The organism is uncultured Oscillibacter sp. (assembly GCF_900546705.1).
In the GTDB taxonomy this organism is placed as follows: Bacteria; Bacillota; Clostridia; order Oscillospirales; family Oscillospiraceae; genus Oscillibacter.
The window spans coordinates 43,184-62,294 of record NZ_URDP01000004.1; the positions used below are offsets into that span (position 1 = coordinate 43,184).

Sequence of the window (19,111 nt, forward strand, 5' to 3'; positions counted from 1 at the left end):
TGATTTGACTGTATCAAAGAGGTAGACATTTGTCAACCACAAATTCGTAACAAAACGGAAACGCCCGCTTTCCCGGTTGACCCGGCGGCGGTTTTGCCGTAAAATAGGCCTCGAGACTTTAGAAATCTGGTGAACATATGACTGATTTTGAGCAGCGCTACATCGTGGCCCGGCGGGCCGTCATTGCCCGGGACTTCGCCCGGCTCAACCCCATGCAGCGTCAGGCGGCCATGACCACCGAGGGGCCCCTTTTGCTGCTGGCCGGGGCCGGAAGCGGCAAGACCACGGTGCTGATCCAGCGGGTATATAACCTCTTGACCTATGGCCGGGGCAGTGATTGCGACGACGTGCCCTCCTGGGCCACGGAGGAGGACCTTGCGTTCCTGGAGTCCTACCCGGACCATCCGGACGAGGAGCAGCGGCGGCGTGCGGTGCGCCTTTGCGCCGTGGATGTGCCCCGTCCCTGGGAGATCATCGCCATCACCTTTACCAATAAGGCGGCAGGAGAGCTGAAGGACCGTCTGGCCGCCCGGCTGGGCCCCCCGGCCAATGACGTGTGGGCCTCCACGTTCCACTCCGCCTGCGTGCGCATCCTGCGGCGGGACATCGACCGCATCGGCTTTGACAAGGACTTCACCATCTACGATACGGACGACGCCAAGCGGGTCATCAAGGACATTCTGAAAGAGCTGAACCTGGACGAAAAGGCCTTCAATCCCCGCAGTGTGCTCTCCGTCATCTCCGCCGCCAAGGACGCCTATCAGGGCCCCGAAGCATTTTCCAAGGCTCACAGCGGGGAAAACGACTGGAAGATGAGCCGCATCGCTAAGATCTACGAATCCTACGAGAAAAAGCTCCGCACCGCCAACGCCCTGGACTTTGACGACATCATTTTCCATACGGTGACGCTGCTGCGCCAGGAGCCGGAGGTGCTGGCCTACTATCAAAACAAGTTCCGCTATGTGCTGGTGGACGAGTATCAGGACACCAACCACCTCCAGTATCTGCTGACCGGGCTTTTGGCTGGTGGCCGGGAGAATTTGTGCGTGGTGGGCGATGACGACCAGTCCATCTACCGCTTCCGTGGCGCCAATATTGAAAACATCTTGAATTTTGAAAAGCACTATCCCGCCGCCCGCACCATCCGGCTGGAGCAGAACTACCGCTCCACCCAGAACATCCTGGACGCGGCCAACGCTGTCATCCGGAATAATGAGGGCCGCAAGGGAAAGACCCTCTGGACGGACAACGGCAGCGGCGAGAAGGTCACCGTCAAAACCAACTTCAACGAAGGGGACGAGGCCAACTTCGTGGCCGGAGACATTCTCATGGGCATCAACCGGGGCCGCAAGTTCCGGGATACGGCGGTGCTCTACCGGATGAACGCCCAGTCCAACGCCCTGGAATACGCCATGAAGCGCAACGGCATCCCTTATAAGGTGGTAGGCGGTATGAAGTTCTTCGACCGTGCGGAGGTCAAGGACATGCTGGCCTATCTGTGCGTACTCAATAACCCCATGGATGATCTGCGTCTGCGGCGGATCATCAATGTGCCCGCCCGCAGCATCGGCGCCGCCACCGTGGACAAGGTAGCCACGCTGGCCCAGGCTCAGGGGGCGTCCCTTTACGAGATTCTCCGCAACGCCGACCTGTTCCCGGAGCTCAAAAGCGCCGCGTCCAAGCTTTTGAAGTTTGCCGACCTCATTGACGGACTGCGCCGGGCAGGCGGCGAGCTGGCATTGCCGGAGTTTTACGATGAAGTGCTGGAGCGCACGGGCTATGTCCGGGCCCTGGAGGAGAAAAACGATCTGGAGAGCCGTGGACGCATTGAAAACGTCCAGGAGCTCAAGTCCAACATCCAGGGCTTTTTGGATCAGGACCCGGAGGACCCCACCCTCGCCGGCTTTTTGAACGAGATCGCCCTCTATACGGACCTGGACAGCGTGGAAGCCGGTGACGACTGCGTTACCATGATGACTGTCCACTCTGCCAAGGGACTGGAGTTCCCCGCGGTCTACGTGGTAGGTATGGAGGAGGGGATTTTCCCCGGTGCCTCCGCCCAGTACGATCAGGAGGAGCTGGAGGAGGAGCGGCGGCTTTGCTACGTGGCCATGACCCGGGCCAAGGAAAAGCTCACCATGACCAACTGTCGGCAGCGTATGCTCTACGGCCGTACCAGCGCCAACCGGCCCTCCCGGTTTTTGGAGGAGATCCCGGAGGAGAATCGGGACTGGCTCAGCCGTCCCGTTCCCCGTGCCATGGAGCACGATGCCACGTTCGGCGGCGACCGCTGGGACGACGGCGGCTATGCCCCGGCCCGTCCTGCCCGGCCCTCCACAGGGATCTACACCTCCGGCGGCGCCCGGGAAAACAGCTCCGTCCGGTCTTACCGGGCTGCGCCCCAGCCTCAGCGCCGGCCCCTGGCCTCCGCAGGCAAAAGCGGGACTGCTCCCGCCGGTCTTTTGCAGCTGCAAAAGGGCGATATGGTGGAGCACACCGCCTTCGGCAAGGGCATGGTGCTGTCCCTGCGGCCCATGGGCGGAGACGCCCTGGTGGAAGTGGCCTTTGACCAGGTGGGCACCAAGAAGCTCATGCTCAAATCCGCCGGCGTCCATATGAAGAAGCTGTAACCAATAAAAAGACTCCCGGAACCAACCATGGTTCCGGGAGTCTTTCTTCTCTATTCGCCGGGATACAGCTCGCCCTCGTTGGCCTCCTCCTGCCGGGGTTCTGCCTGGGGCAGCGTCTCCACGAACCGCACCTGAATGACTGCCTGGGGCCAGTTGAAAGAGACTGCCGCGTGCTTGCCCTTTCGGGCGGCCTCCCGCTCCAACAGAGCCGTCAGGTCCAGCAGCACCTGACGGGTGAGATACCCGCCCCGCCAGTGGAACACAAAGGGGAGCCCCTTGCGCAGGGGCATCTGACAGCGCTTCTGCACGTCCTCCATCCGGGTCAGGGAGAGCTTAACTTCCCGATAATAGCGCAGATCCTCGCCCGCGCATGCCGGGGCGGGGTAGAGCAGTGGCTGGTGGTCCCGGAACAGATACTCGTCTGTCAGGTTGAAGTAGTCATAGCGGATGATGCCGTCCCCGGAAAGGGAGAGGTCGAAGGTAGCGTCCAGGTGCCGCCGTCCGCCCGGCAGCGTGACGATATTCCAGGCGTGGCGGTATTTGACGCCCTGGTCCGGATTTTCCCGGGAAATCGCGATGACGCAGGGAAGTCCCAGGGCGTCGCAGAGGATCTTCACGGACTTGGCAATGCCCTCGCATACGCCCACGCCCTGGCCCAGGGGGCCGATGATCTCGTGGGAGTAAGGCTTTTTCAGCTTGTCGTAGTGCACATTGGTGCAGAGAAAATCGTGGATGTACCGCTCCTTTTCCAGCGGGGAAAGGGCGCGGGCCGGACGCGCCAGCTTCTCCACCCGGGCAGTGAGGGCCTTCTGATGCTCCTGGACCTTCTTTTTGTCAAAGAGGTACTCCGGCAAGAGCTCCACATTCTCCGCCCCGTGGGCATAGCGGTAAGAAAAACCGGTCACATAAAAGATCTCCGGGCAGTCCAGCCGCAGCTTGAAAAAGATATCGCTGAGAACCGCCCCGTCCAGCCGGGGTACGGAAAACGATGGACGCAGGGCGGAGATCCCCGTTTTCATAGCGTGATAGGCAGTCTGGGCAGCCTTGTCCATCTGCCGGTAATAATAGGGTTCCAAAGTCATGCTCCTTCCTCTCAGGGTACTACCCGGATGCCCAGTACCCTAGCCACTACGGCCGCCTGCTGGGCCGAGATGGCAGCGCCCTTGAGCTCGGCGCAGGAGGCAGAAAGTGCTACGCCGTCCAGCGTGCAGCGGCTCAGATCCAGGCCCCGGAAGCTGGTTTTGAACAGCTCCGCTCCAGTGAGATTGACCGAATCGAAGCTCAATTTGGAAAGCCGGCACTCTGAGAGAGCCGACTCTGTCAGGTCACAGTTTTTCAGGGTGCATTGGTCCAGCACGGCGGCATTCCAGTTGGCGTAGCGGGCCAGCGTATCCTCCAAAGCGCATCGGCGCAGACGCACACGCCTTAGATCTGCACCGTCCAGCTTGCTGCCCTCAATCCGGCAGTCCTGAAAAAACGTGCCCGGCAGACGGCATTCCGAAAAGCAGCACCCCGAAAAGAGACACTCATAAAAGGCGGCGCCGGTAAAATCGCAGTCCGTGAACGTGCAGCTCTGGAAGCGGCTCTTTCGTACTTCCAGCTCCGACCAGTCCTGACCGGTAAACTGGGCGTGAAGCAGCTCCAGATGGGAAACACGGCCCCCGTCCTTCTGGGCACGATCCAGCCATGCCTGATCGATCATCTGCTCCGCTCCTTTTGCCCGGGCGTCCAGAGAAGCTCCTCAAAGCTTTGGATATACACATCGCAGAACTGGCGCATCTGGTCCTCGTCATGGGCAAAAAACGCATCGTACACGCCCACCACCCGCATATGGGCTGCCCGGGCCCCCCGGCAGGCAGCGATGCTGTCGTCAAAAATCGTGCAGCGCTCCGGCTCCACACCCGCCAGCCGGGCCGCTTCCAGCCAGATCTCCGGTGCCTTTTTCTCCAGCCCCAGCTCCTGGGCAAAGGTAACCCGCTCAAAGTATTTGGCGATATCCAGCCGTTCCAGCGACGCCCGGCAGTGGACCGGCAGAGCGCTGGTCACCACCGCCATACGGCGGCCCTCCGCCCGGCACTGCTTCAGATAGGCCCGCACGCCGGGTTTGAGGGGTACGTGGGAATAGGTGTCCTTGGCCAGGTCCAGCCACTCGGCCATGATCTCCTCACAGCTTTCGGAAAGGCCGCAGTAGTCCTTGGTGAACTGGGCTGCCAGGGGGAAAATGGTATGGGCCACCCCCTCATAATAGGCGTGGGTATAGGGAAGGCCCCGCCGGGCCAAAAATGCCCGGTCCACCTCTTTCCAGACGCCGTTGGAGTCGATGAGCGTCCCGTCCAGATCAAAAAACAGCATGCTGTCCATGTTCATTCCTCCGTTTCCAGCCAGAACCGCCAAGGAAAGTCCTTCGCCTCCTGGGCATAGTCGACACCGATCCGCGGGCCGGTGCAGATTCGTTCCCGGGGCAGGGCGGGGCAGGGAAGCCCCAGGTCTGCGGGGGAGTCACACAAAAAAAGCGGCCCGTCCACTGTCAGGTCCATCCGGTTCTCCGCCCGGGTGACGGCCAGGGCCCGGCACAGCTTTCCGGGGCCGTTGAGCAGGTTTTTCTGCCGGGCCGCCGTCAAAGGCTTGTCCCCATAGCGAAGGCGCGCCATGGTATTGCCGCCGGATATCGCTTGGGCGCCCCGCAGCAGCACGGCGGCGGGCTCGCCCTCCGGTTCCGTGACGATATTGAGGCAGTCGTACATGCCGTAGATCAGGTAGACATACGCCCGGCCCGGCGGCTGAAACAGAGCGTCTGTGCGGGCTGTGCGGCGGTAGTTGTAGGCGTGGCACGCCTTGTCGCACCGGCCCACATAGGCCTCCGTCTCCGTCAGACGGCACACCAGCGTCTGGCCGTCAATCCGCCGTACCAGATATTTGCCCAGCAGACGCCGGGCAATGTCCACGGTATCGCCCAGATAGAATCCCTGCGAAAGTATTGCCATTTTCTCACCCCGGTGTTACAATACCAAAATGTTGCAATAAAGAAGTATACCATGGAACCAGGAGCGGAGCAAGTCATATGAAAGTGAACCGGATTCGTCAAAATGTATTTCCTGTTCTGGCCGCGCTGATCTGGGGCACGGCGTTCGTGGCCCAGAGTGTGGGTGCGGACTACGTACAGCCCTTTACCTTCAACGCCGCCCGTGCGGCCATTGCCTTTGTTTTTCTCTTTTGCCTGTGCGCAGTGCTGCGGATGCGCCGCCGCCGGGACTTCGGCGGCCAGGCGCAGCCCCGTCCCACCGCCCGGCGGGATCTGGCCCTGGGCGGCCTCTGCTGCGGCACGGCGCTGACGGTGGCCACGAACCTCCAGCAAAAAGGACTGGAGACCACCACCTCCGGAAAGGCCGGCTTCATCACCGCCCTTTATATTGTGCTGGTGCCCATTGCCGGCATCTTTTTGAAAAAGCGTCCGCCCAAGACCATCTGGATCAGTGTGGTGCTGGCCGTGGCGGGACTCTACTGCCTGTGCGTGACGGAGGGCTTCTCCATCACCCGGGGGGACTTCTACATTCTGCTGTGCGCGTTTTGCTTTACCGCCCACATTCTGGTCATTGACCACTTTACCCAGAAGGTGGACGGGGTGGAGCTCTCCTGCGTACAGTTCCTGGTGTCGGCCATCTTGTCCTCTGCAGGCATGCTGGCCTTTGAGACGCCCTCTCTCGCGGGGCTGCGGGCGTGTATCTTCCCGCTTTTGTATGTGGGTGTGTTCTCCAGCGGCGTGGCTTACACGCTTCAGATCCTGGCCCAGAAGGATTCCGATCCCACGGTGGTGTCGCTGCTGTTGAGTCTGGAGTCCGTATTTGCCACCCTGGCGGGCGCTGTGATCTTGAAAGATCAGATGAGCGGACGGGAGTACTTCGGCTGTGTGCTGGTGCTCATCGCCGTGCTGCTGGCCCAGATTCCCGTACCCGCGAAAAAAGACGCAGCGGCCGGTACCGGCGCGGTTTAACAGGAAAAGGAGAAGCGCCTGACGCTTCTCCTTCTTTTTTGTTGGACAACGGTTGCGCTTTATGGTATACTCTTAAACTGTATGACTCTGTAATGAGGTGATTTTATGCGTATCGATGTGCTCGGTGTCGGCTTCGACAATCTGACCATGGCGGAAGCGGTGGCGGCGGGATTGCGTCTGGCAGACAGCGCCGGGACCCACTATGTGGTCACGCCCAATCCGGAAATCGTGGAGCTGTGCCGGGAGAACCTGGCCGCGAAGATCGCTGTCAACGAGGCGGATCTGGTGCTGGCGGACGGAATCGGCGTTGTCAAGGGCGCCGCCATGCTGGGCACGCCGCTGAAGGGGCGTGTGCCGGGCATTGAATTTGCCGCCGGACTCATGGCAGGCCTGGCCGGCGCCGGCAAGTCGCTGTATCTGCTGGGTGCCAAGCCCGGCGTGGCGGAGCAGGCGGCGTCCCGGCTGCAAAGCACCTACCCGGGCCTGGTGATTGCCGGTACCCACGACGGCTATTTCAAGGACGATGCCGCCGTGGCGGAGGAAATTCGGAAAACCGGCGCCGACGTGGTGTTTGTCTGCCTGGGTGCCCCCAAACAGGAGCTGTGGATGAAAAAATACGGTGCCGCCACCGGCGCGCATCTGCTGTGCGGTCTGGGCGGCAGCCTGGACGTGTTCGCCGGTGTGGTGGAGCGCGCCCCCAAGTTCTGGTCCGAACACGGACTGGAGTGGTTTTACCGGCTGTGCCACGATCCCCGCCGGATTGGCCGGATGGCCAAGCTGCCGCTGTTTTTGGTGCATGTACGGCAGGAGAAACGGAAAAAATGAAGGGAAAGCTGATTGTGTTTGAGGGCACGGACGGCTCCGGCAAGGCCACTCAGGCAGGGCTCCTGTGCCGCCGCCTGGAACAGGAGGGAATTGCCTACCGGGAAATCGACTTTCCCCGGTACGGAAACCCCTTTGCCGAGCCGGCCAGCCGCTACCTGCAGGGTGCGCTGGGTTCCCACCCCGGAGACGTGAATGCCTACGCTGCCTCCACACTTTTTGCCGTGGACCGCTACGCCTCCTACAAGGAGGACTGGGGCCGGTTTTACGAGGAGGGCGGCATTGTGGTGGCCAATCGCTATACTACCTCCAACGCCGTCCATCAGGCGTCCAAACTGCCGGACGGAGAGCGGGAGACATTTGTGGACTGGCTCTTTGATCTGGAGTATCACCGCTTGGGGCTTCCGGAGCCGGATCTGGTGATCTACCTGGATATGCCCACGGAGATCACGGAGCGCATGATGCGCCGCCGGGAGGCCCAGACCGGTACCAGCGCGGACATCCACGAGCAGGACGAGGCGTATTTACGCCGCTGCCGGGAAAATGCCCGGGAGGTAGTCCGCCGCTGCGGCTGGACGGTAATCAGCTGCGCCAGGGACGGTGCTCCCAGGACCGTGGAGGATATCCACCGCGAGGTCTGGCAGACCGTTGCACCCATGCTTTGAGCCTGTCCCCTGCAAAGGGAAAAGGAGGGGACGTGCCTGTGCACGCCCCGGTCCTTTTCAGCAGCAGCTGCCGCAGCCGTCGTTGCCGCCGCAGCTACCGCACCCACAGCACCCGCTGTTCGTGCAGCCGCCCCAAGCGCTGCCGCTGCCGCAGCAGCAGCAAATCAGGATTACAATGAGGATGATCCACAGGCAGGAACAGTCGTTGTTGCCGTTGTGAAAGCACATGATTGTCACCTCGCTTTGTGCCATTGTATGCAGCGTATCCCCTCAAGGGGGCCTGACCGGCCCGATTTTTTGAAGGGACCGCAAAAAAAGCCAACAGACCCGCCCTGGAAAGAGACCCGGCGGGAAAGACAGGAGGATTCTATGGCTGATTACAAAAATGGAGATACCGCCAGTTGGGACTCCGAACAGGTCCGTCGTTCCCAGAGCGAATCTTCGGCGCGGCGCTCCCAGGATGCCCAGCCCCCCGCACACCGGCGCCGCCGGAAAAGACGGCGCTTCAACCCGCTGACGTATATTTTATTCGTGCTGGTCACCTCGGCCATTCTGGCGGGAGTGGGCTGGCTGCTGATCAATGACCTGTGCGCGTTCAACAAAGAGGATATCACCGCCACCATTGAGGTGACTGCGGATGACTCCATCGGTTCCATTGCCGACAAGCTCCATGACGCGGGGCTGATTGAGTATAAGTGGTTCTTCCGGCTCTTTGCCACCATCGCGGACGCCAAGGACAAGATCGGTACCGGCACTTATGAGCTCAATACCGACATGGATTACCGGGCGCTGATTGTGGGCATGCACAACTCCTCCGGCAACCTCAACTCCGATACCGTTCGGGTCACCATCCCGGAGGGGTATACGGTCAGTCAGATCATCAAGCTCCTGGCTGAAAACGGTGTCAACACCGAGGAAAACCTGCTGGAGGCCGCCAAGACCGCCAACTTCGATTACGATTATATCGACAACAGCTCTGAGGACATCAGCCGCCTGGAGGGCTATCTCTTCCCGGACACCTACGATTTCTACCTGAATGAGAAGGCATCCAGTGCTCTGAACCGGCTCATCAAGAACTTCAACAGCAAGCTCGACGATGATCTGCTGGCCCAGGCGAAGGCCCGGGGCTATAGCCTGAAGGACATCATCACCATCGCCTCCCTGATTGAAAAGGAGACGGACGGCACCGATCAGGCCAAGATCGCCTCTGTGATCTACAACCGTCTGGAGGGCTCCGGTGACAAGGGCGGCACCTACGGCCTGCTGCAGATCGACGCGTCGCTGCTGTATGCGCTGCCGGATCACACAGGTCCCATCACCAACGAGGACAAGCAGGTGGACTCCAAGTACAACCTCTACAAGTACGCAGGTCTGCCGCCCACGCCCATTGCCAACCCCGGCCTTGCCTCCATTGAGGCCGCGCTGCAGCCGGAGGACACCAACTACTATTACTATGCTCTGGGCAAAGACGGAAAGCATCACTTCTCCACCACTCTGGCCGAGCACAACGCGTTTTTGAACAGTGGTGACTATGCCGGGTAAATGGAACAAGCCGGAGCTGCTGGCGCCGGCGGGAGATATGGAACGGCTGAAAATGGCCGTACTCTACGGAGCGGACGCCGTGTACCTGGCCGGCACGGATTTTGGTATGCGGGCGTTTGCCGGGAACTTTTCCCCGGAGCAGCTGCCGCAGGCGGTGGACTTTGCCCACCGCCACGGCGTCCGGGTGCACTGCACCATCAATACCATGCCCCGCAACGACGAGATTGTCCGGCTGCCGGAGCATCTGGAGCGCCTGGCGGACGCCGGGGTGGACGCCCTGATCGTGGCGGATCTGGGCGCGTTCACCATGGCGGGGAAGTATGCCCCCAAGTGCCAGCGCCATATCTCCACCCAGGCCAGCATCTGCAATTATGAGACCGCCCGGGCCTGGTATGACCTGGGCGCCTCCCGGGTGATTCTGGCCAGGGAACTGAGCCTTGCAGAGATCCGCACCATCCGGGAAAAGACGCCGGATGCGCTGGAAATCGAGGCGTTTGTCCACGGCGCCATGTGCGTGAGCTACTCCGGGCGCTGCCTGCTGTCCAACTACATGACCGGGCGGGACTCCAGCCGGGGTGCCTGTGCCCAGCCCTGCCGCTATCAGTACGCCCTGATGGAGGAAAAGCGCCCGGGCGAATATTTCCCCATTGAGGAGGATGCGCAGGGCACTTACATCTTGAATTCCCGGGACATGTGCATGATCGACCACCTGGACGATCTGATGGACGCGGGACTTTCCAGCCTGAAAATCGAGGGCCGGGCCAAGTCCGCCTATTACGCAGCCATTGTCACCGGTGCATACCGCCACTGTCTGGACGCAGCGGCGGAGGGCCTCCCTCTGCCGCAGGCCTGGCGGGATGAGGTGGAGCATGTGAGCCACCGTCCCTATTCCACCGGGTTTTACTACGGCGCGCCGGGCCAGTATTACGACAATTCCCGCTATATCAGGGAGTGGCAAGTGGTTGCACTTGTCACAGACTGCGACAGTGAGGGAAACGCCACGCTCTCTTTGCGCAATAAATTCCGGGTGGGGGACACCGTGGAGCTGGTGGGGCCGGACACGGCGCCGTTTTCCATGGAGGTTCCGCCCATGTACGACGGGGAAGGTGCGCCGCTGGAGGAGCCCCGCACCCCCCAGATGGTTTTCCGTATGAAACTGCCGCGGCCCGTGCCGGCGTTCACGCTGGTGCGTCACGCGGTGGATCTGTCCGCCAAATGAGGAGAAAGAGGTCATTATGAACGCTGATGTTGTGATTGTCGGTGCCGGCCCCGCCGGAATTTTCACCGCTCTGGAGATGATCAAAAAGGGGAGCCGCCAGAAGATCATCATGGTGGAAAAGGGGCAGAGCGTGGAAAACCGCCACTGTCCCAAGGACAAGACGAAAAAGTGCATGAACTGCAAGCCCTACTGCCACATTACCACCGGTTTTTCCGGCGCGGGTGCCTTTTCCGACGGCAAGCTCTCCCTGAGCTACGAGGTGGGCGGCGACCTGCCCACGCTGATCGGGGAGGAGCTGGCCCAGGAGACCATTCACTATGCCGATCAGATCTATCTGGAGTTCGGCGCGGATACCCACATTGAGGGGTTGGAGCACGAGGCCGAGCGCAAAGAGATCCGCAAGCGCGCCATCCAGGCGGGCCTCAAGCTGGTGGACTGCCCCATCCGTCACATGGGCACCGAGCGGGCCCAGGCCATCTATCTGGGTATTGAGCGTTTTTTGCAGGAGCACGGTGTGGAGCTGCTGTTCGGCTACGAGTGCAGCAATCTGATCCTGGAAGACGAGGTGTGTCGGGGCGTGTCCGTCTCCAACGGCAAGAAGGACCTGGAGATCTACGCCAAACACACGGTGGTGGCTACCGGCCGCCGGGGCGCGGACTGGCTGGAAAAGCTCTGCGCCGAGCACAACATTGCCCACGCCCCCGGTACCGTGGACATCGGTGTCCGGGTGGAGGTACGCAATGAAATCATGGAGACCGTCAACCGGGTGCTCTATGAATCCAAGCTGGTGGGCTATCCCAAGCCCTTCAAGAACAAGGTCCGCACCTTCTGCCAGAATCCCGGCGGCTTTGTCAGCCAGGAAAACTACGACAATGACCTGGCGGTGGTGAACGGCCACTCCTATAAGGATCTCAAGACCGACAACACCAACCTGGCCATTCTCTGCTCCCACAACTTCTCCGTGCCCTTCAATCAGCCCATTGCCTACGCCCAGAAAGTAGGTGAGCTGACCAACATGCTGGCAAACGGCCACATTCTGGTGCAGCGGTTCGGGGACATTCTGGACGGCAAGCGCACCTGGCAGAAGGAGCTGGCCCAGTCCAACCTGCGGCCCACGCTGCCCGATGCCGTAGCCGGTGACATTACCGCCGCCATGCCCTACCGGGCCATGATCAATATCATCAATTTCATTCAGGCCATGGACTGCGTGGTGCCGGGCTTTGCCTCCCAGGAGACACTGCTCTACTCTCCGGAGCTGAAGTTCTACTCCAACCGGGTGAAGATGGACGCAGACTTTAATACCAGTCTCCAGGGGCTCCACTGCCTGGGCGACAGCTCCGGCTGGACCCGCGGGCTGATGATGGCCTCCGTCATGGGTACCCTGATGGGCCGCAAGATCGCTGAAGAAGGCTAAGCAAAAAGACACCGGGAAATTTTCCCGGTGTCTTTTTTGCCCCTGCTGCCAGAAACAGGCGGACCGGTTCGTTTTTTCAGTGAACGGCGCCGGGAAAGGAGTGGATCGAAACGGAACAAATCACATATACCGAACAAGAGGCGGAGGCCGTCGTACGCCGGTGGGCCGACACGGTGCTTCGCCTTGGCTATACCTGGACAGGCAGCATCCAGGACGCACAGGACGTGTGCCAGACCGTGCTTTTGAAGCTGCTGACCAATCCATGCCGGTTCTCCGAGGAACGGCTGGAGCGGGCCTGGGTGATCCGGGTGACCATCAATTGCTGCAAGGACCTGAAAAAATCCGCCTGGCACCGGCGGCATGTCCCCCTGGAGGAGGCAGCCTGCCGTGCTGCCGCCTTCGTGCCGCCGGAAGGAGAGAGCCCCGTTTTGCAGGCGGTGCAGTCCCTGCCGGCAAAGTACCGGCAGGCCATTTACCTGCGATATTATGAAGAATACACCGTGGAGGAGATCGCCGGCGTGATGGGCTGCCGGCCCAGTCAGGTCAGTACCTATCTCTACCGGGGCAAGGCAAAGCTCCGCACGGCGCTGGGAGGTAGCTATGAACGAGCATGCTTATCGGAATGAACTGGACCGGGTGTCCTACACGCCGGAGGGACGGGACGCCCTGGTGGCCGCGCTGATGCACCGGGAAGACGCAGCGCAGAAGGGCCGTCGGGTCTGGACGCGGCGGTGGGCAGCGGCCGCCGTGGCGGCAGCGCTGCTGGTAGGTACGGCTGCCGCCGCCTCTGTATCCTTGTGGGACCGCTATTTCGGTACCCTGACAGATGAGGAGCGCTCCGTGGTGGAATCCCTCTCCGGCACGCTTCCCGCAGCCGTCACCAGCAACGGCACTACTATGACGCCCCTGTCCGCCTTTGGGGACGGGACGTCCTTCTACCTCCTATTGGAGGTCACTGCACCGGAGGGAACGGAATTTTCTTCCGGCGAAAATTACGCCCTCTTCGGGAATGGCTTTGATCCCGACCACCGGGCCTGTCTGCTGGAGCAGGACGGCACCCAGATGGAGGACGTCTCTTATTCCATCGATGCTTCCTGGATGGAAGTGTCCGAGACAGAGCAAAACAAGCTGTCCATGGTGGTCTCCGTTACCGCAAGCGAATCCATCGATGGGAAAACCCTGCACATCCCGGGCCTCTGGCTCCAGGAAAACGCCGTGGTGACCGGAAGCTGGGATTTCCCGCTCTCCGCCCGGATGGGCAGCGCCGGTGCCGTGGAAGTGGACGCCGCCGGCACTACCACCAGCTGGATCGGCGGCACGCTGACATTGGAGACCCTGCGCGTTTCGCCCCTGGGGCTTACCATGACCTACCGCTATGATCCGGAAGAGCTGCGGGCACTGGAAGAGCGCGAGGCGGCGCAGTCCAACATGGTCGTTACGGCAGAGGACGGCAGCCTGGTGCCCATGATGGTGGACTATATTCCCTCTGCCCAGATCTCCCTGATGCTGCGGGACGGAAGCCAGGTCCGTGAGGGCGGCGCATTCATGGGCGGCCAGGATGACCTGCAGACGCTCAGCACCACCTTCGAGCGGCCGGTGGACTTGTCCTCTGTGGATTATATTCTCTGGGGAGATACCAAGATCCCGCTTTTTTAAGCGGGGGAGAGGGCGGCGTCTGCCGCCCTCTTTTTTGCGTACGCGGTGCTTATGCGGGAAAGCCGTCCCCATCCAGGCTGGACCCATTGGCCCGCAAGGCCTGCAACCTGCAGTTGACAAATTGCCATGCGCTCCGTTCTTGCCACGGCGGCCGAAATGGCGTATCCTGTGACCAGTTCAGAGAAGGCGAGGAACCAATATGCAGTTTTATGAAAAGCTGACGGAGCTGAGGCGGAAGGCGGGACTTTCCCAGGAGCAGCTGGCGGACCGGCTGGGCGTCACCCGGCAGTCCGTCAGCAAGTGGGAGTCCGGCGCAGCCATGCCGGAGCTGGGAAAGCTCATTGCCCTGTCGGAGCTGTTCGGCGTCAGCATCGACTATCTGGTCAAAGAAGAGAACGTTTCCGATCCGCTGGCGGAAGGGCAGGGGAGCAGCTGCTCTGCCCGGGTGGAGGAAAAGCTGGACACCCTGGCGCGGGATTACCGACGCAGCTTCGGCCCGGTCTTTCAGTATACCAGCCATCGCACCCTGCTCGGTCTTCCCCTGGTCAGCATCCGGTTCGGGCACGACCGGCACCCAACCCGGTACAATACCGCTGTGGGGATCGTGGCCATCGGGAATTTTTCCGTGGGAGTGGTCAGCGTGGGACTGATCTCCGCAGGGGTGGTAAGCATAGGCATGATCGCCCTGGGTCTGGCGGCGGTGGGCATGGTTTCCGTCGGCGGGGCAGCCATCGGTCTTAGCGCCATGGGGATCTGGAGCTACGGCATCTCGGCACTTGGTTGGAAGTCGGCGGCAGGAGTCGCTGCCGTATCGGGAGACAGTCCATTGCCCTGATATGCTCTGATTTTATGAGAAATAAAAAAGGACGGCTTAGCCGTCCTTTTTTATTTCCTTCCCAGGATCTCCCGCCGGATGTATGCAAAGGCCGCATCTTCGCCCTCGTCCCGCAGCGTACGCAGCATGGCCTCCAGCAGCGCCGCGGTGGCAGGGTGGAGCAGCAGCCGCTTTTTCTGTCCCCGGAGGAAAAACGCATAGGGGTCCCCCGGGTCAAACTGGTCGCCCCGATAGACCTTGCTGGCAGCCAGACGGTCGCAGAACATCTCCGCCACATATTTTTTCGGCATCTCCACGCCGGTGATGCCCTCGCCGTTTAACCCGTAGTCTGTCCAGTATTCAAAGTGGTGCCGGTTGCGTCCCTTGTGGTGCAGCCACGAAGCGCTGTACCCGTGGGCCTTGCGCTGAGCATCGTTGGGACTGTGATCTCCCTGAAAATATTTCGCACCCGCCCAGAACTCCACCGGAGAGTATTTGGAAAGATCGTGGGTCAGGCCCTGCCAGTAAAGCCCCAGCCGGAAGCAGTATTTCCGCACCAGCGCCCGGTGGCGATGCACGGTTTTCAAATGTGCCCAGAAATGCAACTCGGTCACCTCGATGTCAGTTTTGCCCATTCAGTATAGCACACCGGACGGAAAAAAACGAGAGCGTTTTTGCATGGAATCTCAGGCTTCGGTCAAACTAGCCGGGAGGTGTTGTGTTTGGAGAGTGGTATTTTCGGATGCCCGCCCCAGTGGCTGCCGTTTCTGCCGCCCGGCGTCCGCTGTCCCAGGTCGGAGTGTCTGCACGGGTCCGCATGGGAACTGCTGGCCCTGACGCCGGAGGGCGTCCGCCGGATTTCCGGCAGGGCGGTCCGCTGCCGGCGCCTGCTGCTGCCGGGAGACTGTCCCGCCCCGATTCCGGCGCACAGCGTAATCTCTTACGGACTCTCTCCCCGGGACAGCCTGACGCTCTCCGGTCTGCGAGAACCGGTGCTGTGCATTCAGCGTACACTGCCGGGGCCGGACGGGGCACCGCTGGAACCCCAGGAGATCCCGCTTCCGTCACTGCCGGGACCGCCGGAGGCTGTACTGGGCCTTTTGGGCCTTCGGTTGTTGCTGATGCCACTGACAAAGGCGCTGTTTCTGGAGTAACATACACGAAAGGCGGTGAGAAGAATGAACTGGTTCGAGATCGGGTTTCTGCTGTTTCTGGCAGCAGGGCTGTGGGGCGTGTTCCGGATTTTCTATCGGAGGGCGGGCGGCCCCACCCATTGCGTCTGCTGCGGAAAATGTACCGCCACGGGCGTATGCATTCTCACCGGCAGACCCGTGACGGATTCCGGCGAAAAAGCGCACGGTGGTTCTTGACAAATTGGGCGAAAAGGATATAATGTCTTTGTCATAAGGAGAAAATCGCCGTGACAAAGCCAGCACTGCGAAACAGGCCCAAGCGAGAGGGGAACGGTGCAAGCCCCTTGCCCACGCCGCCGTGCAGCCACTTTGGAGCAGCCCGCGAGGAGCGGGACGGTTCATCCCCGTTACCGGATGGCTAAGATGTCCCCGCATGGGGAATAATTAGGGTGGTACCGTGAAGCGAAGCCTTCGCCCCTAACATGGGGCGAAGGCTTTTTTGATGCTCCGACGGGCCGTCAACACACATGCAAATGGAATACCATCAACATATCTGAGGAGGAAGAAACCATGGCACATCCCTATTATGGGCTGAACGAACTGCGTGAGATGTTTTTGAGCTACTTTGAGAGCAAGGGACATCTTCGCCTGCCCAGCTTTTCCCTGATTCCGCCTGCCAACGACAAGAGCCTTCTGCTCATCAACTCCGGCATGGCGCCTATGAAGACCTGGTTCACCCGGGAGGAGGAGCCCCCCCGCAACCGGGTCACCACCTGCCAGAAGTGCATCCGCACCGGCGACATTGAGAACATCGGCAAGACCGACCGCCACGGCACCTATTTCGAGATGCTGGGCAACTTCTCTTTCGGCGACTACTTCAAAAAAGAGGCCATTCCCTTCTGCTGGGAGTTCTTGACCAAGGTGGTGGGTCTGGAAGAGGACCGTCTGTATCCGTCCATCTATCTGGATGACGATGAGGCCTTCGAGATCTGGAACAAGGACATCGGCATCCCCGCCGAGCGCATCTTCCGCTTCGGCAAGGAGGATAACTTCTGGGAGCATGGCGCCGGTCCCTGCGGTCCCTGCTCCGAGGTGTACTATGACCGCGGTCCCGAGCACGGCTGCGGCAAGCCTACCTGCACCGTCGGCTGCGACTGCGACCGCTATATTGAGGTCTGGAACAACGTGTTCTCCCAGTTCGTCAACGACGGCGAGGGCAACTATTCCGAGATGAAGAACAAGAACATTGACACGGGCATGGGCCTGGAGCGTCTGGCCTGCGTGGTGCAGAACGTCAATTCCCTGTTCGATGTGGATACGGTCATGAACATCACCCACAAGGTCAGTGAGATCACCGGTGCCCACTATGGCGAAAGCCACAAGACCGACGTGAGCCTGCGCGTCATCACCGACCACATCCGCTCTTCCGTCATGATGATCTGCGACGGCATCCTGCCCTCCAACGAGGGTCGGGGCTACGTGCTGCGCCGCCTGCTGCGCCGGGCCGCCCGCCACGGTAAGCTCCTGGGCGTGAACCGCCCCTTCCTGTACGAGGTGGTGGATACCGTCATCCACGAAAACGAGTGTGCCTACCCCGATCTGCGGGACAAGCAGAACTATATCACCAAGGTCATCCGCACAGAGGAGGAGAACTTCGCCAAAACCATCGACGGCGGCATGAAGATCTACAGCGAGCTGCTCTCCGCCCACAAGGAAAAGGGCGAGAGCGTGTTCTCCGGCGCCGATGCCTTCAAGCTCTATGATACCTACGGATTCCCCATTGACCTGACTGCCGAGATGGTGGAAGAGGCCGGCATGCAGGTGGACCGCGCCGCTTTCGACCAGCTGATGGAAGAGCAGCGCGTCCGCGCCCGGAAGGCCCGGGAGGCTCTGGGCGATCTGGGCTGGGCCGGCATCGAGTTCGGCTCCGACATGCCCGCCACCGAGTTCGTGGGCTATGATTGCACCGAGACCCAGGGCAAGATTCTGGCCATTGTGGCCGACGAGGAGCTGCGGGATGAGGTATCCGCCGGCGCCGAGGCCATTTTGGTGCTGGACCAGACTCCGTTCTATGCAGAGATGGGCGGCCAGGTGGCCGACCACGGCGTCATCACCGCCGGCGACGCCCGCTTTGAGGTGAGCAACGTCCAGAAGAACAAGGGCGGCAAGTTCATGCACTACGGCAAGGTGGTCTCCGGCCAGTTCCAGGTGGGGGCATGCGTCACCGCTTCCATCGACGCCGACCGCCGCAAGGCCATCATGCGTGCCCACAGCGCCACCCATCTGCTGGACGCGGCGCTGAAGAAGGTGCTGGGCGACCACGTCCATCAGGCCGGCTCCCTGGTGGAGCCCGACCGCCTTCGTTTTGATTTCACCCATTTCGAGGGTATCACCCCCGAGCAGATGGCTCAGATCGACCGGATGGTCAACGACGCCATTCTGGAGGGTTATCCCGTTGTGACGGAAGTGCTGCCCATTGAGGAGGCCAAGAAGAAAGGTGCCATCGCCATGTTCGGCGAGAAGTACGGCGAGACCGTGCGCGTGGTGGAGATGGGCGACTTCTCCATGGAGTTCTGCGGCGGCACCCATGTGGACAACACCGCCAAGGTCGGTCCCTTCCGCATCCGGTCCGAGGGCTCTGTTGCCTCCGGCGTACGCCGGATCGAGGCCACCGTGGGCCATGTGAGCCTGGACGTGATGAACCGCAACCAGGAACTGCTGTTCCACGCGGCCCAGATGCTCAAGACCACCCCCGGCGATCTGGTGGGCAAGGTGGAGCAGCAGATCGCCGAGCTCAAGGCCACCCGTCAGGCGCTGGAGAAGTTCAAGGCCGAAGCGTCTCTGGGCGAGGCCCGGCAGTTCCTCATGTCTGCCAAGAACGTGTGCGGCATGAAGGTTCTCACTGCAAACCGGGACGGCATGGACGCCAACGCGCTGCGCCAGATGGGCGACTTCCTGCGGGACAAGGAGCCCGGCGTAGTGGCGGTGCTCTCCTCCGTCAACGACGGCAAGATCACTTTCCTGGCCGTCTGCGGCAAGGAAGCCGTTGCCAAGGGCATCAAGGCCGGCGAACTGGTCAAGAGCGTGTGCGCCATCTGCGGCGGCAAGGGCGGCGGCAAGCCCGACAGCGCCATGGGCGGCGGCAGCGACCTTCTGAAGCTGGACGACGCGCTGGCCTCCGTGGATAATTTTGTGGCAGAGAAGCTGAAATAAATTTCTGCAATG

Annotated in this window: 19 protein-coding genes; 13 read left to right on the forward strand and 6 right to left on the reverse strand. The window is 61.1% G+C overall.

Features of this window, described 5'->3' with window-relative positions:
• Positions 1-137: 137 nt before the first annotated feature.
• Positions 138-2,630: an ATP-dependent helicase gene (locus tag QZS13_RS01850; protein WP_295584826.1), complete on the forward strand. Its 2,493-nt coding sequence runs from the start codon at positions 138-140 to the stop codon at positions 2,628-2,630.
• Positions 2,631-2,680: 50 nt separating this feature from the next.
• Here QZS13_RS01850 and QZS13_RS01855 read toward each other — a convergent pair whose 3' ends face one another.
• The 4 genes from QZS13_RS01855 to QZS13_RS01870 are packed head-to-tail and all read right to left on the reverse strand — an operon-like array spanning position 2,681 to position 5,614.
• The gene (locus QZS13_RS01855; protein WP_366557931.1) at positions 2,681-3,712 is read right to left on the reverse strand and encodes a transglutaminase domain-containing protein; all 1,032 of its coding nucleotides are present in this window, start codon (positions 3,710-3,712) and stop codon (positions 2,681-2,683) included.
• 11 nt (positions 3,713-3,723) lie between these two features.
• The gene (locus tag QZS13_RS01860; RefSeq protein WP_295584828.1) at positions 3,724-4,332 is read right to left on the reverse strand and encodes a pentapeptide repeat-containing protein; all 609 of its coding nucleotides are present in this window, start codon (positions 4,330-4,332) and stop codon (positions 3,724-3,726) included.
• Positions 4,329-4,991, reverse strand: coding sequence for an HAD family phosphatase (locus QZS13_RS01865; RefSeq protein WP_295584830.1), 663 nt, complete (start codon positions 4,989-4,991; stop codon positions 4,329-4,331). Before QZS13_RS01865 ends, QZS13_RS01860 begins: the two co-directional genes overlap by 4 nt.
• Positions 4,992-4,993: 2 nt before the next feature.
• Positions 4,994-5,614, reverse strand: a complete 621-nt coding sequence (locus QZS13_RS01870) for a DNA-3-methyladenine glycosylase (RefSeq protein WP_295584832.1) — start codon at positions 5,612-5,614, stop codon at positions 4,994-4,996.
• A 77-nt stretch (positions 5,615-5,691) separates the two neighbouring features.
• On the opposite strand from QZS13_RS01870, the gene QZS13_RS01875 reads away from it, so the two are divergent.
• The 3 genes from QZS13_RS01875 (at position 5,692) to QZS13_RS01885 (ending at position 8,108) form a co-directional block, all read left to right on the forward strand.
• Positions 5,692-6,621, forward strand: coding sequence for a DMT family transporter (locus tag QZS13_RS01875; RefSeq protein ID WP_295584834.1), 930 nt, complete (start codon positions 5,692-5,694; stop codon positions 6,619-6,621).
• Between the two features lie 105 nt (positions 6,622-6,726).
• Complete coding sequence (locus QZS13_RS01880; protein ID WP_295584836.1) at positions 6,727-7,446, forward strand: WecB/TagA/CpsF family glycosyltransferase; 720 nt, start codon at positions 6,727-6,729, stop codon at positions 7,444-7,446.
• Entirely contained in the window at positions 7,443-8,108 is a 666-nt protein-coding gene (locus QZS13_RS01885; protein ID WP_295584838.1) for a thymidylate kinase, read from the forward strand. The genes QZS13_RS01880 and QZS13_RS01885 overlap by 4 nt, the downstream gene beginning before the upstream one ends.
• A 57-nt stretch (positions 8,109-8,165) precedes the next feature.
• On the opposite strand, the gene QZS13_RS01890 is transcribed toward QZS13_RS01885, so the two are convergent.
• Entirely contained in the window at positions 8,166-8,336 is a 171-nt protein-coding gene (locus QZS13_RS01890) for a hypothetical protein (protein ID WP_295584840.1), read from the reverse strand.
• 141 nt (positions 8,337-8,477) lie between these two features.
• On the opposite strand from QZS13_RS01890, the gene mltG reads away from it, so the two are divergent.
• The 6 genes from mltG (at position 8,478) to QZS13_RS01920 (ending at position 14,774) form a co-directional block, all read left to right on the forward strand.
• Positions 8,478-9,650, forward strand: coding sequence for an endolytic transglycosylase MltG (mltG, locus tag QZS13_RS01895; RefSeq protein ID WP_295584842.1), 1,173 nt, complete (start codon positions 8,478-8,480; stop codon positions 9,648-9,650).
• The gene (locus QZS13_RS01900; protein WP_295584844.1) at positions 9,640-10,869 is read left to right on the forward strand and encodes a U32 family peptidase; all 1,230 of its coding nucleotides are present in this window, start codon (positions 9,640-9,642) and stop codon (positions 10,867-10,869) included. Before mltG ends, QZS13_RS01900 begins: the two co-directional genes overlap by 11 nt.
• A 16-nt stretch (positions 10,870-10,885) precedes the next feature.
• Positions 10,886-12,283 (forward strand): NAD(P)/FAD-dependent oxidoreductase, encoded by a 1,398-nt coding sequence (locus QZS13_RS01905; RefSeq protein WP_295584846.1) that lies wholly within the window; start codon positions 10,886-10,888, stop codon positions 12,281-12,283.
• A gap of 119 nt (positions 12,284-12,402) precedes the next feature.
• Positions 12,403-12,909 carry an RNA polymerase sigma factor gene (locus QZS13_RS01910; RefSeq protein ID WP_295584895.1) on the forward strand — a complete coding sequence of 169 codons (507 nt, stop codon included), beginning with the start codon at positions 12,403-12,405 and terminating at the stop codon, positions 12,907-12,909.
• On the forward strand, positions 12,884-13,939 hold the full coding sequence (locus QZS13_RS01915; RefSeq protein WP_295584848.1) for a hypothetical protein: 1,056 nt from the start codon (positions 12,884-12,886) through the stop codon (positions 13,937-13,939). The genes QZS13_RS01910 and QZS13_RS01915 overlap by 26 nt, the downstream gene beginning before the upstream one ends.
• Positions 13,940-14,138: 199 nt before the next feature.
• The gene (locus QZS13_RS01920; protein WP_295584850.1) at positions 14,139-14,774 is read left to right on the forward strand and encodes a helix-turn-helix domain-containing protein; all 636 of its coding nucleotides are present in this window, start codon (positions 14,139-14,141) and stop codon (positions 14,772-14,774) included.
• A gap of 50 nt (positions 14,775-14,824) precedes the next feature.
• Here QZS13_RS01920 and QZS13_RS01925 read toward each other — a convergent pair whose 3' ends face one another.
• Entirely contained in the window at positions 14,825-15,358 is a 534-nt protein-coding gene (locus QZS13_RS01925) for a DUF5662 family protein (RefSeq protein ID WP_366557932.1), read from the reverse strand.
• Positions 15,359-15,475: 117 nt separating this feature from the next.
• Between QZS13_RS01925 and QZS13_RS01930 the strand changes: the two genes are divergently transcribed.
• From QZS13_RS01930 to alaS, 3 genes are all read left to right on the forward strand, one after another.
• Positions 15,476-15,907, forward strand: coding sequence for a hypothetical protein (locus tag QZS13_RS01930; protein WP_295584854.1), 432 nt, complete (start codon positions 15,476-15,478; stop codon positions 15,905-15,907).
• 24 nt (positions 15,908-15,931) lie between these two features.
• A complete protein-coding gene (locus tag QZS13_RS01935; protein WP_295584857.1) occupies positions 15,932-16,123 on the forward strand; it encodes a hypothetical protein in 192 nt (63 codons plus the stop codon).
• A gap of 333 nt (positions 16,124-16,456) precedes the next feature.
• Positions 16,457-19,099 (forward strand): alanine--tRNA ligase, encoded by a 2,643-nt coding sequence (gene alaS / locus QZS13_RS01940; RefSeq protein ID WP_295584858.1) that lies wholly within the window; start codon positions 16,457-16,459, stop codon positions 19,097-19,099.
• The last annotated feature ends 12 nt before the right edge of the window (positions 19,100-19,111 follow it).